We start from the raw sequence: 15244 nt of genomic DNA, 5'->3' as shown, positions 1-15244 counted from the left end.
TGGCCAATTCGTGTCACGGGCCATTTCTCACGAAGCTGTGTATGCCCCACAAAACAGGGTTCCTACGAGCTTTGCAGGTTGGGCTTGACATGAAAAAACGGCAGAGATGTAGCCGCCGAATCCGCAGGCCGGGAGCAAGAATGTCCCCGGCCTAAACAGTGAAACCGTCGCGGTATTACAGGCGGTAAGCGATCGAGTCGTTCCAGAAGCGATCGAGGCGCTGCAGCAGCTTGTTCATTTCGGAGAACTCGCCGGTGCCGATGCCGCCGACCTTTTCGATCGAGCCGACGTGGCGTTCATAAAGGCGGGCAACCGTTTCGGCGATTTCCTGACCCTTTTCGGTCAGGCTGATGCGAACCGAGCGGCGGTCGACGCGAGAGCGCTGGTGGTTGATGAGGCCAAGGTCGACCAGCTTCTTGACGTTGTAGGAAACGTTCGAGCCGAGATAATAACCACGCGAACGAAGCTCGCCGGCGGTCAGTTCGGAATTGCCGATGTTGAACAGCAGCAGGGCCTGAACGGCGTTGACGTCATCGCGACCCTGACGGTCGAACTCATCCTTGATGACATCGAGGAGACGGCGGTGGAGACGTTCCACCAGATGCAGCGACTCCATGTAGAGCGAGCGGATGGTATCTTCATGTGCATCGGCAACAACGGCCTGTGGCTTAACTTTGCTATTGATCATGACTGCCTCACTGTTTTGTTTGGCGGTGTGTTTGTTTGTCTCCCGCCTTGAGTGAGAACCTAATCAATGCGCATAAAATTCTACTTAAAAGCTACGATTAACAAATGGTTACCTGCATTTTGCCTGGAGGCCCCAACTTGTGGCGAAGCGGGAATGCCTGACAGGCGATCGTTATAAATCAATGGGTTAAATATGAAATTCGGCCGCAAATCAGGCCGAATTGCTTTATTCTTATGGTAAATCAATTCTTGCCCGTTCTTCATTCTGCCGCTGATCCAGCCAGAAAGCGACCAAGAATAGTATATAAATGGTTGCCACGAGACCGTGCATGACGGGCACCAGCGTGTTGGCGCCGAAGATGTGGGGCCACACCTTGTACATCGCGATCTGCGTGCCCGCGCCCATCACCCACATGACAGCGCCCCAGGAGGCGCCGAGCCAAAGGCCGAGGGCCGCGACCGGGAAAATGACGGCAAGCGCGCTGCCCGCCACCCGCCAGGGTAGGTTCAGCATATCGAACCTTCCGTGCCCTCCCAGCGAATATCCCGTCAGCATCGCCCAATATTGCAGTCCGAACCAGAAACAGGAGACCGCGACCAGTCTCATGAAGACTAGGAAGAGGATTTCCGTCAGCGGACGCTTTGGCAGAGGTTGAGAATCAGGTTCCATGGCCGGAAGATACGGTCTCGACGGGCGGGCGACCAGCCCATATTGAATCCGGCACCTCGTCTTGTCAAAGCAGCATCGCCCGTTCGCGACAGTTGTGGAACCGCAGGACTTTCGAGGAGCGGTGCCTTCTTTCCTTAGAAGGCCAGCGCAATGCGCACCAGCAGACGATAGGAAAGACTGCGCGGCACCATTTGGTTGACAGTCCTGGCGATATAGAGATCGCGGTCCGGCACATAAAACAGCATGGCCCCGAAGACGCCGGAATGGCCGATCATGGCGGGAACGGGAAAGAAAGGCGACTGCCAGCGCGGAATGCTAAACCGCATGACACCGACACCATAAGAAAGAGGCACCAATGGCGAGAAGATCGAGCGCCATTGTGCCGTCATGCGTTCCAAGCTGGCTTTGGAAAACAGCTCACCCCCGACGAAAGCGCGCAGAAACCGGATCTGGTCCCGCATGGTCGAGACGATGGCGCCTTCGGCGGCAAACGAAGCGAGAGCTTTGGGGCTATGCAGAGGCGTGTTTCGATACATAACCGCCGTGACATCGCTATAGCGATCAAGCCTCGACGGCGTAAAGAGCCATGTGTCTTCCAGCGCCAACGGCTGAAGGATGCGGCTACGGAGCGCATTTTCATAAGAGCAACCGGCCAGAGTTTCGACGATGCGACCGAGCAACATATAGTTGGTGTCGCTGTAGAACGCCTTTCCCGGCGTGGAAGGTGCAAAGCGGCCCTTCATGGAGCGGGAAATGGACAGGAGTTCCTCGAAGCTCCAGCCCCTGTCTTCCTTGAGCAGATCGGCAAGGACCGTCTCCCCGTCCGGCCGCTTCTGCTCGAAATAGTCCGGAATGCCGGAGGTGTGGGCCAGGAGTTCACCGATTGTGACCTGCGATCCGAAATCACGTCCATCGTAAATATTGAGGCCAGCCATCGTGTCGCATCCGAGCAGGTCCGAGGCGCGGGTATCCAGCGCGAGCTTATGCTCCTCGCTCAGCTGGACGATCAAAGCTGTCGTGAACAACTTGGTGATGCTGGCGATGAAATAGGGCCGTTGCGTTTCGCCGTTCCGCCAGGAAAAACCGGTGGACGGTTGCTCGACAGTCATGGCAAGTCCAGCGGCACCGGGCGGAAAGACATATCCGGCCGCGACCCGCTCAAGCTTCGGCGTTTGCATCTATCACCCCCAACTGGCCTGTTTTCGCGCAGGATTGCACAATCCACCGTGTCAACTCCTGATAACGCCGCATTATTCCCCAATACCATTGCAGGAAAATTGTCGCATTCGCATCGTGCGCCCTCCGTGTTATGGAGCTTTCCATAATGGGCGGGATACGAAGGATATTCTTACATGCAGGACAAAACGCATCTGGTCGACGAGATCACCGGCCATCGCCGCATGCGGCGCAATCGCAAGGCGGATTGGACGCGCCGTCTGGTGCAGGAAAGCCGCCTCACTGTGGACGACCTGATCTGGCCGGTCTTCATCGTGCCGGGCAGCAATATTCTGGAGCCCATTCCGGCGATGCCTGGCGTCAACCGTATGAGCATCGACAGACTGGTCGAAGCGGCGAAGGAAGCCGCCGATCTCGGCATTCCGGCAATCGCCACCTTCCCGAATGTCGAGATGGAATTGCGGGACGAGACCGGCTCGAACGCGCTTGAGGCCAATAACCTCATCAATCAGGCGACTGCCGCCGTCAAGAAAGCCGTTCCCAATATTGGCATGATCACCGACGTGGCGCTCGACCCATTCACCAGCCACGGGCATGACGGCATTCTGCGCGGCAACGAGATCGTCAACGATGAGACCGTGGAACAGGTCGTCAAGGCGGCGATCCTGCAGGCGGAAGCCGGGTCGGACATTATTTCTCCTTCTGAGATGATGGACGGCCGTATCGGCGCCATCCGCCGCGGCCTTGATGCGGCCGGGCACCAGAATGTCGGGATCATGGCCTATGCGACAAAGTTCTCATCCGGCTATTACGGCCCCTATCGCGAGGCGATTTCCACAGCCGGCCTGCTGAAGGGCGACAAGGCAAGCTATTACATCAGCCCTGCCAACGGCATGGAGGCCATCCGCGACGCGGCGCTCGATGTGGAAGAAGGCGCGGACATGCTGATGGTCAAGCCCGGCCTGCCCTATCTCGACATCTGCTGGCGGCTGAAGGAGAATTTCGGCCTGCCAACCTTTGCCTATCAGGTCTCCGGCGAATATACCCAGATCAAGGCTGCGGCGATGAACGGCTGGATCGACGGCGAGCGGGTGATGATGGAAACGCTTCTCTGTTTCAAGCGTGCAGGTTGCGACGGCATTCTGACTTATTTCGCCATCGAAGCCGCACGCAAACTCAACAGGGGCTAAGGCCAGCGCTTATTGTATTCGGTGGTTCCTTACCCATATTGTTGCTGACACGGCACTCATGCCGAGCTGTCAGTTCTTTCAGGAGAAAACGACCGATGAGCCTCGACCAGAACCCCACCTATGCCGCACCGGATGACTGGCGCGCCTATAGCGGCGTCCTGAGCCGGCGGGTCTTCGCGTTCCTGATCGATTACGCAATCGTTCTCCTCCTGTGCATCCCGGCCGCCGTGATTGTCTTCTTTCTTGGCGTGATCACGCTGGGTCTCGGCTTCTTCCTCTACCCGGCGCTGTTCGTCATTGTGGCGGTACTCTATTTCGGCATGACGCTCGGAGGCCCGTCGCAGGCCACCCCCGGTATGCGGGCGATGGGTATTGCGATGGCGCGCATGGACGGGCGGCGAATCGATTTCCTGCTGTCCACCGTTCACATCGTGCTTTTCTGGATCATCAACTCGGTTTTGACGCCGCTGATCCTGCTTGCCGGCCTGTTTACGGAGCGCTCGCGCCTCGTTCACGACTTCCTGCTCGGCACCGTCATCGTCAGAACGCGCTAATATTACGGAAAGCCACGGAAACGTGGCTTTCACCCCGCCAAATACCTCATCCCGCAGTTGACGTTTTCCGTCATTTTGCCATTCTGTGACATTATGCATGTCGCTTGAAGCGCCGCCGTCAGCCCCGTGAAATCGCGGCGCGCTTTATAACAGACGCAGGAGGCGATCACGGTTCGATGAACACGCAGGCGACGCCCTCTCCACAATTCTATCTTACGGCGCCGGCCACCTGCCCCTATCTGCCGAACCAGATGGAGCGGAAGGTCTTCACCCATCTGGTTGGCCCGCGCGCCTCGGAAATGAACGACCTTCTGACCCAGGGCGGTTTCAGGCGCTCGCAGAACATCGCTTATCGTCCGGCCTGCGAAAACTGCCGCGCCTGTGTTTCCGTGCGGATCCTGACCGAGCAGTTTCAACCGACAAAATCGATGCGACGCGTTCTTGCCGCCAACAAGGATGTCGTCGCCACGGTGCATGCGGCCGAGCCTTCCACCGAACAGTTTGCCCTGTTTCGCCGCTACCTCGACCACCGCCACCAGTCTGGCGGCATGTCCGACATGTCGGCGCTGGATTATGCGATCATGGTGGAAGACACACATGTGAACACCCGCATCATCGAATACCGCGTCCGCGAGCCCGGCTCCGGCATCGATTCCAGCAAACGCGGCGAGCTTCTCGCCGTGGCGCTCAGCGACGTGATGAGCGACGGCTTGTCGATGGTCTATTCCTTCTTCAACCCGGAACTCGAGAAGCGCTCGCTTGGCACCTACATGATCATCGATCATATCACCCGCACCCGTGCGCTCGGCCTGCCACACGTCTATCTCGGCTATTGGGTCGATGGCTCTGAAAAGATGGGTTACAAGACCCGCTATCATCCGCAGGAGCATCTGACGCCGCGCGGGTGGGAGGTTTATACGCCGGAAGATAAGTAACCCGCGTTTGGAAGTGTCATACCGAGAACCTCCGGAAATCGTACATTGTGTACGAATTTCAGCCATGTTATAACCACTGTTATAACAGGAGTTACTACCATGAACATTACGATCCGCAAAATCGGCAATTCCGAAGGCATCCTCATTCCGAAGGAAGTTCTGGATCGCATGGGTCTCAAGGCCGGCGACGCGCTGGAACTCAGAGAAACTGCCGGCAATATCGAACTCATTCCCGAGCATGCGGAAATGAGAGAACAGCTTGAAGCCGCCCGGCGTGGTATGAAAAAATACCATAAAGCTCTGAGAGAACTCGCTAAGTGAGCAATATAAAGTGGCTCTCCCGTGTCGCCATCGAAGTTATACATCAAGAGCAATTAGCCGAACATGGTGGCTTGCCGGGCCTTAAGGATGAAAACGCACTCGAGGCAGCTTTGGCGCGTCCATTGCACAAAGCTGCCTATGGAGAAGAGGAACCGCTGAAACTCGCCGCCGCTTATCTTTACGGTATAGCGCGCAACCATCCCTTTTCCGACGGTAACAAACGGACCGCTTTTCTTGCCGCCTACACCTTCCTTTTTATCAACCGACTTGAAGTCGTTGCCGAACAAGCGGAGATCGTGGCTTTTGTTCTTGATGTCGCGGCAGGTGAGATCGATGAGGACGGCGCATATCTGTTCCTCAAGGACCACGTCATCCCACTCGAATAGACAGAAACGCCGCACATCTTTCCGATGCGCGGCGCTTCATCGATAACCTGTCAATACCAGGCGGCTTTACCCACCAAATTTCCCGCTGCGCGGAAAGCCCTTCGGCACGGTGCGGCCGGCGGTGGCGCGGTCGGCAAGCCATTCGCGCAGTTCTTCACCCACCTTGTTGAAGAGACGCCCGGCCGTGTCGGACCAAGACAAGCCTTCGGCAAGCGCGAAACATTTCACATCCACGACGCCGCCGTCCTTGTAACGCTGCAGGCGCACGCCCTTGCCACGTGACATTTCCGGAACCTGCGCCAGCGGGAACGCCAGGAGCTTGCGGTTTTCGCCGACGACAGCGACGTGGTCGCCTGTAACGGGAACCGCGAGCTTGGCCTCATCGGGCATGGATACGTTCATGATCTGCTTGCCCTTGCGGGTATTCGCGACCATTTCGCTTTCCGCCACGACGAAGCCGTTCCCGGCCGTCGAAACGAGCAGCAGCTTGCGCGACGGATCATGCACGAAGGCGGTGAGGACATCCTGATCGTTTTCCATATCGACCATGATGCGGATTGGCTCGCCATGGCCGCGTCCACCCGGCAGCTTGTCGGCGCCGAGCGTATAGGCCTTACCGCCCGTCGTCAGCAGCAGCAGCTTGTCGGTCGTCTGCGCCGGGAAGGCAAGCTTTGGACCGTCGCCTTCCTTGAAGGTCAGGGTCGAGGTGTCGGACATGTGACCCTTCAGCGCCCGGATCCAGCCCTTCTGCGAGATAACGATGGTGACCGGTTCCTTTTCGATCATCGCCTGCTGAATGGCCTCGATATCGGCGTCAGGAGCGTCGGCAAACTGCGTGCGACGGCGGCCGAGTTCGGTCGCCTTGGCATATTTCTTTTTGACCTCGCCGATTTCCCAGGCGATTGTCTGCCACTGTTTGTCATCAGAGGCGATCAGCGCTTCGATCTCGGCCTTCTCATTCGTCAGTTCGTCGAATTCCTTGCGGATTTCGAATTCCTCGAGCTTGCGCAGGTTGCGCAGCCGCATGTTGAGGATGGATTCGGCCTGCAGGTCCGTCAGCGACCATTTCGCCATCATCACCTGTTTCGGCTCATCCTCCTCGCGGATGATGCGGATCACCTCATCAAGATTAAGATAAGCGACGAGCAGGCCGCCCAGAATTTCCAGTCTGCGATCAATTGCCGCCAGACGATGGCGCGAGCGGCGGACCAGCACGTCCTTGCGGTGCGCCAGCCACTCCGTCAGCACCTCGTTCAGCGCCATCACCTTCGGCACCTTGCCGAGCGACAGCACGTTCATGTTGAGCGGCAGGCGGCTCTCAAGATCGGAGAGACGGAAGAGCGATTCCATCAACAGCGTCGCATCGACGGTGCGGCTCTTTGGCACCAGAACGATACGCACATCCTCGGCGGATTCGTCTCTGACATCCTCCAGAAGCGGCAACTTGCGCGCGATAAGCAGCTCGGCGATCTTTTCGATCAGCCGCGATTTCTGCACCTGGAACGGAATTTCGGTGATGACGATCTGATAACCGCCACGGCCCAGATCTTCCGTTTCCCACTTGGCGCGCACTCGGAAACCGCCACGTCCCGTCTTGTAGGCATCGAGAATATTCTCGCGGCTTTCAACGATCACGCCGCCGGTCGGCAGGTCGGGACCGGGAATGAATTCCACCAGCTTTTCAACGGTCGCATCGGGATGTATGATGAGGTACAGCGCCGCGTCACACAGTTCATGCGCATTGTGCGGCGGGATCGACGTCGCCATGCCAACAGCGATGCCGGAAGCACCGTTCGCCAGCAGATTGGGGAAAGCGCCGGGCAATACCACCGGCTCGGAATTGGATTCGTCATAGGTGTCGCGGAAATCGACCGCGTCTTCCCCGATACCTTCCAGCAGAAGCTCGGCCACCGCCGTCATCTTGCTTTCGGTGTAACGCATGGCGGCGGGGCTATCACCGTCAATGTTACCGAAGTTGCCCTGCCCGTCGACCAGGGGATAACGCAGCGAGAAATCCTGCGCCAGACGCGCCAGCGCATCATAGATCGCCTGGTCGCCGTGGGGGTGGTAGTTACCCATCACCTCACCGACAATCTTGGCACATTTGCGGAAGGCGGAATTGGGTCTCAGGCCCATTTCGCTCATCGCATAGACAATGCGGCGATGGACCGGCTTCAGGCCGTCGCGAACATCCGGCAGCGCACGATGCATGATCGTGGACAAGGCGTAAGCGAGGTAGCGCTCTTCGAGCGCTGCCTTCAAATCGACCGGATGAATATTATCGTCTCCGCCGGACGGAGGTACAAGATTTTTTCCCATGGTGCTTGACTAGCGGAAATGGCGATTCCCGGCAAGAAACACAGGGGTCGCGGCTGTGGATGAAACCAGCCCTTCCATGCGGTTTTTTGTTAACCGCGCTGCAAATGCCGCAATGCCGCCGTCATGGGAATCGATCTAAATACCCTAGACCTTTGATTATCAGCGAATATAAGTATCACCATTAGCATTAAGGCTCGGTTTGCAGCCGTACGTTGAGGGAAGAAACATCATGAGACTGAAATCCACCCGGCAGGTTCTTTTTGCGAGCGCCGCGCTTCTTGCCCTTTCCGCGCCGGCTTTCGCGCTGGATGGTGGGGATGTGCTGAAGAAGATCAATGCGGCCTATGCCGCGCAGGGCGGTCAAATTGATGCAGGCTCCGTCGCCGTCAACGGCTCGACGGTGACGCTGAACGACGTGACCCTCAGTGCCGCTGCCGACCCGGCCAAGAAAATCCCGGTTGGCAATATCACGCTTGATGGCGTCGAGGAAAACAACGGTGGCTACAAGATAAAGAACGCCCGCTTCGACAATATCGACTACAAGCAGGACAAGGTCGAGATCAAGGCCAGCGACATCTACATGTCCGGCCTCGTCATCCCCGCTGATGCCACCACCGGCACGGTCGATGCGCTGATGTTCTACGACGAAGCCCATAGCGGCCCGATTTCCGTGTCCGTCGACGGCAAGCAGGCTTTCTCGCTCGAGGAAACCAGTGCGACGATGTCGGTGAGCGACGACAAGAATTCGATCGGCTTTGACCTCGACGCCTCCGGCTTCAAGGCCGACTTCAGCGACGTCACCGACCCCGCCACCAAGGATGCAATCGAAAAACTGAAGCTGCAGGCGCTTTCCGGCGACATGACCATGAGCGGCAGCTGGGAAGTGGCTTCCGGGACTGTCGATGTCGAGGAATACGCGATCGACCTCGATGATGTCGGCCGCCTGAACATGTCGTTCGGTTTCTCCGGCTATACGCTCGCCTTCATCAAGTCGATGCAGGAAACGGTGAAGGCGCAGGCTGCCAACCCGAACAAGGAACAGGCAGACCAGGCCGCGAGCCTTGCCATGCTCGGCCTGATGCAGCAACTCTCCTTCGTCAACGCCGAGATCAGCTTCGAAGACGCCAGCATCACCAAGCGCGCGATCGATTATGCGGCGAGCCAGCAGGGTATGACGGGCGACCAGCTTGCACAGACCATCAAGGGCATGGCGCCGATCATGATGGCCTCGCTCAACGTTCCCGAATTGCAGAACATGGTGTCGGCGGCGATCAACACCTATATCGACGATCCGAAGAACTTCTCGATCACGGCAGCGCCGGAAAAGCCGGTCCCCTTCCCCATGATCATGGGCGCTGCCATGGGCGCGCCGAACACCCTGCCGAAAATGCTCGGCGTCACGGTGACGGCAAACGAATAAGACGAAAGAGCCCCGGTCCATTGCACCGGGGCTTTCCTTTTGTGCTCAATTAACATCCGGGAATGTCGTCAGCTCCCGATAACTTATCTCACGATCAACGCCAAAAGCGGGTCGCAGCTTGCGTCCCGCTTTTGGGGGCGGCAGTGGCACTCAGGCCGTTTCGCCCTGTGCGATTATCCTGCCCTCACCTGCAGTGCCCGTTCCCACCAGTCAACGCGGCGCGTCGCAAACATTGTGGCGGCTATGGCGATGAACGAGATTACCGCGCCGGCCAACAGCGCATATTCATCTTCATTCAGCACCAGATACATGACGCTGTAGGCGAGTGAGAGCACGCCGAACAGGGCAATGCCGTTCCTTCGGCTACGGGTTGCGCTGCCGAGATAAAAGGAGATCAGGACCGCTGTTGAAAGTGCGGCGGCGACATAAGCAATGGTGAATCCCGTGTGCTCCGAAAGCGCCAGGAGAAGTACATAAAAAACGATCAGCGCCAGCCCTGTCAGCACATATTGTAGCCAGTGCACGATGGTGCCGCCCTTGAGTTCGACGATAAAGACGGCAAGGAAAACGAGAGAGATGAACCCGATCGAATATTTCAGTGTCCGCGCGATGATCTGGTAAAATTTCACTGGCTCTACGAGATTGATTGTCATCAGACTGTTGGAGAGCGGCAATCGCGGGCCTTCAACAACCCGATCCAAGCCCCGTGCGAGATACGGAATGGTCCAACTGGCATTGAACTCCGTGGCGGTGATCGTTTTTTCCTCCGGCAAAAACAGGCCTTCGAAACCCGGATGTGGCCAATTGGCTTTTGCGGCAAAACTCGTCGTCTGACCTGCCGGCGCGACGGCGAAACTGCCCGACCCGTTCAGCGAAAAGGCGATATCGAAGGCAAAGCCGGTTTCAATGAGGCTTCTGTCAATCTGCCTATGCACTCCGGCATCGGACATCATTCGCGCCTGCGGGTCGTCATGCGTTGCCGTTGCGGACATGTCCCGCATGCCGGGATCAAATGGCAGAACGGGCCCGCCGTCTATCCGGACGCCTGCGCTGGACCGGATGCCTGTCATGTCAGCGATATTGAGAACGAGGACGGCGTTATCGAGACGGGGCGTGCCAGCAAAACGGGCGAGATCCGTCAGGATGCCTGAACCAAAGCGACCGGCAAGCGCGAGATCGCCTTTATAAACGGGCAAGCTATAGATCGACAGCTGCTTTTCCTCGGTCTTGAGATCAGCCGTGACCTTTAGTGTTTCCGGCATGACAAGCACCCATTCCGTCACACGATCAACGACGCTTTGGCCATTGACCTCGCGGCGGCGTTCCACATCGAAGGGCACGGCAAGATAAGGTCCATTCACCACCTGATCGCCACCCCATCCATGGGCGATCCGTCCGGATACCTCTTGTGCACGCGAGGCGCGTTCTTCCGTCAATGCCCAGACCAGCAGGAGCGGCACCAGCAAGACCATCGAAATGAAGCCGATCATGACAAATTTCGCGCCCGGCGAGCGCAGCCCGGCCGCGAAATGAGTGCGGTGCGTGGCCGGATGCATATGCCCGGCCGCGATGGCAGGGTCTTTTTCCGTTTGATGAACCATTCTGAAATCCTTACCAATATTATCGCGCGAACCGGATTCAACGTTCGGTCGGCGCCGTCCCAAGTTTAAAATCTGCGTTAGACTTGCATCCTCCTGGTGGACGCAGGGCTATACTGGGATCGGATTTCGGCTGATTATGTGCGGAAGTGGGTTCGACTCGCGGTAAAATTGTGTCTTTGCCGCGTTCGCGAGACAAAGACGGAAAATTCCTCATCCACCAGTGGTGACGGCTAGAGTTTCAGCCGCTCGCGAAAGAAGACCAGCGCTACGGTGACACCGGTCGCGACACCCACGATCACGTCGATGAAGCGGACAAGGCCGGCAACCTGCGGCCCCATGAGGAGCACGAGCATGGCGGAAGCACCAGCCTGTATCGGCACGACCGGCGGCAGGCCGAACATGGAGGCGAGGATCATGGCGATGAAGGTCGCCGAGGCCAGCCTGATTTCGGCGAAATCATGCGGAACCAGGAGGGCTATTTCCCCGACGAGAATGCCGACGGTGACGCCCACCATCAAGCCGAGGCCCTGACGAACATGGCTTGGAATTCCCGGCGCCAGACAGATGAGCGCGCTGATCGCCGCGAAGACGGGTTGCGGGTGGCCTAGCCAGCGATGCGCGACCCAGAACGCAAAAGCGGCCGCAAGTGCGGCCGCCAATGCACGGGTGAAGGCTGCGCGAACACGGTCGAGCAGCGTCTTCAACACGATCAGTCTTTCTTGGATGGAACGACGCGCAGCGCCAGTTCGCGAAGCTGCGTCGGCGTTGCCGGCGACGGCGCGTTCATCAGGAGGTCCTGCGCCTGCTGGTTCATCGGGAACAGCGTGATTTCGCGCAGGTTCTTCGCACCGACCAGCAGCATGACCACACGGTCGATACCGAAAGCGCAACCGCCATGCGGAGGCGCGCCATACTGGAAGGCGCGGTAGAGACCGCCGAAGCGCTCTTCAACGTCGGTCTGCGACAGGCCAACCTTTTCGAAAGCCTTGACCATCAACTCGGGCGACTGGTTACGGATCGAACCGGAGGCGATTTCGAAGCCGTTGCAGACGGCGTCGTACTGGAAGGCCTTGATGGTGAGCGGGTCCTGCCCTTCCAGCGCTTCCAGACCACCCTGCGGCATGGAGAAGGGGTTGTGGGCGAAATCGATCTTCTTTTCTTCTTCGTTGTATTCGAAGAAGGGGAAGTCGACGATCCAGCACATTTCGAAGCGGTCGCGATCGATCAGGTTCAGTTCATCGGCGGCGCGGGTGCGCGCCTCACCGGCAAACTTGTAGAACTTGGCGGGATCACCGGCGACGAAGAAGCAGGCATCACCTGCCTCGAGGCCGAGCTGCTGGCGCAGCGCCTCGGTGCGTTCCTCGCCAATGTTCTTGGCGAGCGGACCGGAACCGCCGACCTTGCCATCCTCTTCCTTCCAGAAGATGTAACCGAGGCCGGGCTGACCCTGAGACTGCGCCCAGGCGTTCATGCGGTCGCAGAATGCGCGCGAACCGCCGGTCTTGGCCGGAATTGCCCAGACCTGAACCTTCGGGTTGGAGGCGATCATGTTCGCGAAGACCTTGAAACCCGAACCATCGAAATGCTCGGTCACGGCCTGCATGACGATCGGGTTGCGCAGGTCCGGCTTGTCGGAGCCGTATTTGCGGATCGCTTCATCATAGGGAATGCGCGGCCACTCTTTGGTGACAGGCTTGCCTTCGGCGAACTTTTCGAAGACGGCAGTCATCATTGGCTCCATCGTGGTCCAGACATCTTCCTGGGTCACGAAGCTCATTTCGACGTCGAGCTGGTAGAATTCGCCCGGCAGGCGGTCGGCGCGGGGGTCTTCATCGCGGAAGCACGGCGCGATCTGGAAGTAACGGTCGAAACCCGCCACCATCAGAAGCTGCTTGTACTGCTGCGGCGCCTGCGGCAGCGCGAAGAACTTGCCCTCATGAATACGCGACGGCACGAGGAAGTCGCGTGCACCTTCCGGCGAGGAGGCCGTGAGGATCGGCGTCGTATATTCGGCAAAGCCGGCATCGGCCATGCCGGTGCGCATGGCGGAGATGATCTGCGTGCGCTTGACAATGTTCTTGTGCAGCGTTTCGCGGCGCAGGTCGAGGAAGCGGTACTTCAGGCGAACGTCTTCCGGATAGTCAGGCTCACCGAAGACCGGCAGCGGCAGTTCCTTGGCGACGCCGAGAACCTCGATCTCCTGAGCGTAAAGTTCGATCTCGCCGGTCGCCATGCCCTTGTTGACGGTGTCTTCCGAACGCGCCTTGACGAGGCCGTCGATGCGGATGACCCATTCGCCGCGCACGGTTTCCGCAACCTTGAAAGCCGGGCTGTCAGGATCGGCAACCACCTGGGTGATGCCGTAATGGTCGCGAAGGTCGATGAAGAGAACGCCGCCATGATCTCGCACGCGATGAACCCAACCGGAAAGGCGAACGGTTTCGCCGACGTCGGACTTGCGGAGAGCGGCACAGGTGTGGCTGCGGTAACGATGCATTTTTTTATCCTGGAACGTGTCGTGGGCCCGTTGGAGGCCAGATGGGCGGCACTGTCGAAATTTGCCGGAAAAGCGCATGGCCAGCCTGATTTGTCAAGGCAAAGCGCAACAATGTCGCCTTCAGCCTGTCCTTTCCCCCGCCTTGGCTTTAGATAGTGCATATTCAGCCCGCCAAACCGAGTCGGCCCGCAATGAGCCAGATCAGACCCCTCATCCCGCTTCTCGTCACCGCCGGCATCCTGATCGGCGGCAACGGCCTGCAGGGAACCTATATTGCCCTGCGCGGCATCTCCGAAGGTTTTTCCGCCAGCACCATCGGCGTCATCAGCGCCGCCTACAGCATCGGATTCGCACTCGGCTGCATTTCGGTGACGCGGCTTCTGCGAAAGATCGGCCATATCAGAACATTTGCCACCATGGCAGCGGTCGCCTCGGCCGCTTCCATCGCCATGCCGCTCATCATCCACCCGCTATTCTGGATGCTGATGCGTTTCGTCATCGGCATTGCCGTCGCCTGTCTTTTTGCGGCCATCGAAAGCTGGATCAATGCCCAGGTGACGAATTCCAATCGCGCGCGCACGCTTTCCATCTATCGTTTCGTCGATCTCGGCTCCGTGACGCTGGCGCAATATGTCATTGCCGTGATGGGTGTCGAAGGCCCGGTGGTGTTTTCGCTGATCGCGATAGCGCTGGTGCTGTCTCTGGTGCCGATCTCGCTTGCCGACAAATCCAACCCTGCCCCGCCGAAGCAGATTCCCTTCGACCTTTTCGCCGTCTGGCGCATTTCCCCGCTTGCCGTCGTCGGTTGCGTGGCAGTCGGCCTCAGCATGGCGGCCTTCCGCAACATTGGCCCGATCTATGCCGAACAGATCGGCTTTTCCGTCACCGCCATCGCCACCTTCATGAGTGCGGGCATTATTGGCGGTGTGGTGCTGCAATATCCGCTTGGCGTTTATTCCGACCGTTATGACCGGCGCATCATCATTCTCGCCACCACGGCCGCCTCTGTCATCGTCGGGCTGTTTCTCGCTTTCTTCGCCGGCACGGACGAGTGGAGCAATATCATCGGCGTCTTCATCTTCGGCGCCTTCGCCCTGCCGCTTTATTCGCTGAGTTCGGCGCATGGCAACGACCACGCCAGGGAAGGCGAACATGCGATGATGTCAGCCGGACTGCTGTTCTTCTGGTCGGTGGGCGCAACCGTGGGGCCGCTTCTCGCCTCCGTCCTGATCGATCAGTTCGGTCCGAAGGCGCTGTTCAGCTATACCGCCGCGATCCAGATCGTTTTCATCGCCTACACCATATATCGGCTGCAGGTGCGCGAGGGCGTTCCGCTTGAGGAGAGGAACTGGCGTTTCAGTTCGCTGTTGCGCACCTCGGCCTATTTCCAGAAGCTCGCCGCACCCGCACCACCTAAAAAGAATGGGTCGGAGCCCAATCCGCCGGAGAAAAACGATCCTTAGGCCTTCAAAAACGGGCTTTGTATTG

The 15244-nt window shown here is 58.4% G+C and carries 14 protein-coding genes; 7 read left to right on the top strand and 7 right to left on the bottom strand.

The window, feature by feature from the left end:
- Positions 1-175: 175 nt before the first annotated feature.
- The 3 genes from ldtR to ACZ47E_RS03955 form a co-directional block, all read right to left on the bottom strand.
- On the bottom strand, positions 176-685 hold the full coding sequence (gene ldtR, locus ACZ47E_RS03965) for a transcriptional regulator LdtR (protein ID WP_026363448.1): 510 nt from the start codon (positions 683-685) through the stop codon (positions 176-178).
- Positions 686-919: 234 nt separating this feature from the next.
- Entirely contained in the window at positions 920-1357 is a 438-nt protein-coding gene (locus ACZ47E_RS03960) for a DUF6163 family protein (protein ID WP_006700200.1), read from the bottom strand.
- Positions 1358-1491: 134 nt separating this feature from the next.
- Complete coding sequence (locus tag ACZ47E_RS03955) at positions 1492-2535, bottom strand: serine hydrolase domain-containing protein (protein WP_464016896.1); 1044 nt, start codon at positions 2533-2535, stop codon at positions 1492-1494.
- Positions 2536-2709: 174 nt separating this feature from the next.
- Between ACZ47E_RS03955 and hemB the strand changes: the two genes are divergently transcribed.
- The 5 genes from hemB to ACZ47E_RS03930 all read left to right on the top strand — a co-directional run bounded on the left by hemB (position 2710) and on the right by ACZ47E_RS03930 (position 5919).
- Entirely contained in the window at positions 2710-3723 is a 1014-nt protein-coding gene (gene hemB / locus ACZ47E_RS03950) for a porphobilinogen synthase (RefSeq protein WP_022555980.1), read from the top strand.
- 95 nt (positions 3724-3818) lie between these two features.
- Positions 3819-4277 carry an RDD family protein gene (locus ACZ47E_RS03945; protein ID WP_022555979.1) on the top strand — a complete coding sequence of 153 codons (459 nt, stop codon included), beginning with the start codon at positions 3819-3821 and terminating at the stop codon, positions 4275-4277.
- Between the two features lie 176 nt (positions 4278-4453).
- A complete protein-coding gene (locus tag ACZ47E_RS03940; RefSeq protein WP_004441164.1) occupies positions 4454-5212 on the top strand; it encodes an arginyltransferase in 759 nt (252 codons plus the stop codon).
- Positions 5213-5311: 99 nt separating this feature from the next.
- Complete coding sequence (locus tag ACZ47E_RS03935; protein ID WP_004441162.1) at positions 5312-5533, top strand: AbrB/MazE/SpoVT family DNA-binding domain-containing protein; 222 nt, start codon at positions 5312-5314, stop codon at positions 5531-5533.
- Positions 5530-5919, top strand: a complete 390-nt coding sequence (locus ACZ47E_RS03930) for a type II toxin-antitoxin system death-on-curing family toxin (protein ID WP_004441159.1) — start codon at positions 5530-5532, stop codon at positions 5917-5919. The genes ACZ47E_RS03935 and ACZ47E_RS03930 overlap by 4 nt, the downstream gene beginning before the upstream one ends.
- Before the next feature lie 66 nt (positions 5920-5985).
- On the opposite strand, the gene parC is transcribed toward ACZ47E_RS03930, so the two are convergent.
- Positions 5986-8238 carry a DNA topoisomerase IV subunit A gene (gene parC, locus ACZ47E_RS03925; protein ID WP_278067355.1) on the bottom strand — a complete coding sequence of 751 codons (2253 nt, stop codon included), beginning with the start codon at positions 8236-8238 and terminating at the stop codon, positions 5986-5988.
- 229 nt (positions 8239-8467) lie between these two features.
- Between parC and ACZ47E_RS03920 the strand changes: the two genes are divergently transcribed.
- Positions 8468-9658, top strand: a complete 1191-nt coding sequence (locus tag ACZ47E_RS03920; protein ID WP_278067354.1) for a hypothetical protein — start codon at positions 8468-8470, stop codon at positions 9656-9658.
- Positions 9659-9831: 173 nt separating this feature from the next.
- Here the strand turns inward: ACZ47E_RS03920 and creD are convergent, their stop codons facing one another.
- The 3 genes from creD to aspS all read right to left on the bottom strand — a co-directional run bounded on the left by creD (position 9832) and on the right by aspS (position 13756).
- Entirely contained in the window at positions 9832-11259 is a 1428-nt protein-coding gene (gene creD / locus ACZ47E_RS03915; protein WP_278067353.1) for a cell envelope integrity protein CreD, read from the bottom strand.
- A 230-nt stretch (positions 11260-11489) separates the two neighbouring features.
- Positions 11490-11966, bottom strand: a complete 477-nt coding sequence (locus tag ACZ47E_RS03910) for an FUSC family protein (RefSeq protein ID WP_022555974.1) — start codon at positions 11964-11966, stop codon at positions 11490-11492.
- A gap of 2 nt (positions 11967-11968) precedes the next feature.
- On the bottom strand, positions 11969-13756 hold the full coding sequence (gene aspS / locus ACZ47E_RS03905; RefSeq protein ID WP_278067352.1) for an aspartate--tRNA ligase: 1788 nt from the start codon (positions 13754-13756) through the stop codon (positions 11969-11971).
- Between the two features lie 191 nt (positions 13757-13947).
- Here aspS and ACZ47E_RS03900 point away from each other — a divergent pair, with 191 nt between their 5' ends.
- Positions 13948-15219 (top strand): MFS transporter, encoded by a 1272-nt coding sequence (locus ACZ47E_RS03900; protein ID WP_035207705.1) that lies wholly within the window; start codon positions 13948-13950, stop codon positions 15217-15219.
- Positions 15220-15244 lie beyond the last annotated feature (25 nt).

It is taken from the genome of Agrobacterium sp. 5Ca39 (assembly GCF_055382365.1).
Note: the sequence above shows the minus strand (reverse complement) of the source record. Positions and strands in the feature narration are given on the sequence as shown.

What these genes read in the sequence shown, in the direction of transcription:
- ACZ47E_RS03960 (WP_006700200.1), bottom strand. Translation starts at nt 1,357, where the DNA reads ATGGAACCTGATTCTCAACCTCTGCCAAAGCGTCCGCTGACGGAAATC.
- ACZ47E_RS03955 (WP_464016896.1), bottom strand. Translation starts at nt 2,535, where the DNA reads ATGCAAACGCCGAAGCTTGAGCGGGTCGCGGCCGGATATGTCTTTCCG.
- hemB (WP_022555980.1), top strand. Translation starts at nt 2,710, where the DNA reads ATGCAGGACAAAACGCATCTGGTCGACGAGATCACCGGCCATCGCCGC.
- ACZ47E_RS03945 (WP_022555979.1), top strand. Translation starts at nt 3,819, where the DNA reads ATGAGCCTCGACCAGAACCCCACCTATGCCGCACCGGATGACTGGCGC.
- ACZ47E_RS03940 (WP_004441164.1), top strand. Translation starts at nt 4,454, where the DNA reads ATGAACACGCAGGCGACGCCCTCTCCACAATTCTATCTTACGGCGCCG.
- ACZ47E_RS03935 (WP_004441162.1), top strand. Translation starts at nt 5,312, where the DNA reads ATGAACATTACGATCCGCAAAATCGGCAATTCCGAAGGCATCCTCATT.
- parC (WP_278067355.1), bottom strand. Translation starts at nt 8,238, where the DNA reads ATGGGAAAAAATCTTGTACCTCCGTCCGGCGGAGACGATAATATTCAT.
- ACZ47E_RS03920 (WP_278067354.1), top strand. Translation starts at nt 8,468, where the DNA reads ATGAGACTGAAATCCACCCGGCAGGTTCTTTTTGCGAGCGCCGCGCTT.
- creD (WP_278067353.1), bottom strand. Translation starts at nt 11,259, where the DNA reads ATGGTTCATCAAACGGAAAAAGACCCTGCCATCGCGGCCGGGCATATG.
- aspS (WP_278067352.1), bottom strand. Translation starts at nt 13,756, where the DNA reads ATGCATCGTTACCGCAGCCACACCTGTGCCGCTCTCCGCAAGTCCGAC.
- ACZ47E_RS03900 (WP_035207705.1), top strand. Translation starts at nt 13,948, where the DNA reads ATGAGCCAGATCAGACCCCTCATCCCGCTTCTCGTCACCGCCGGCATC.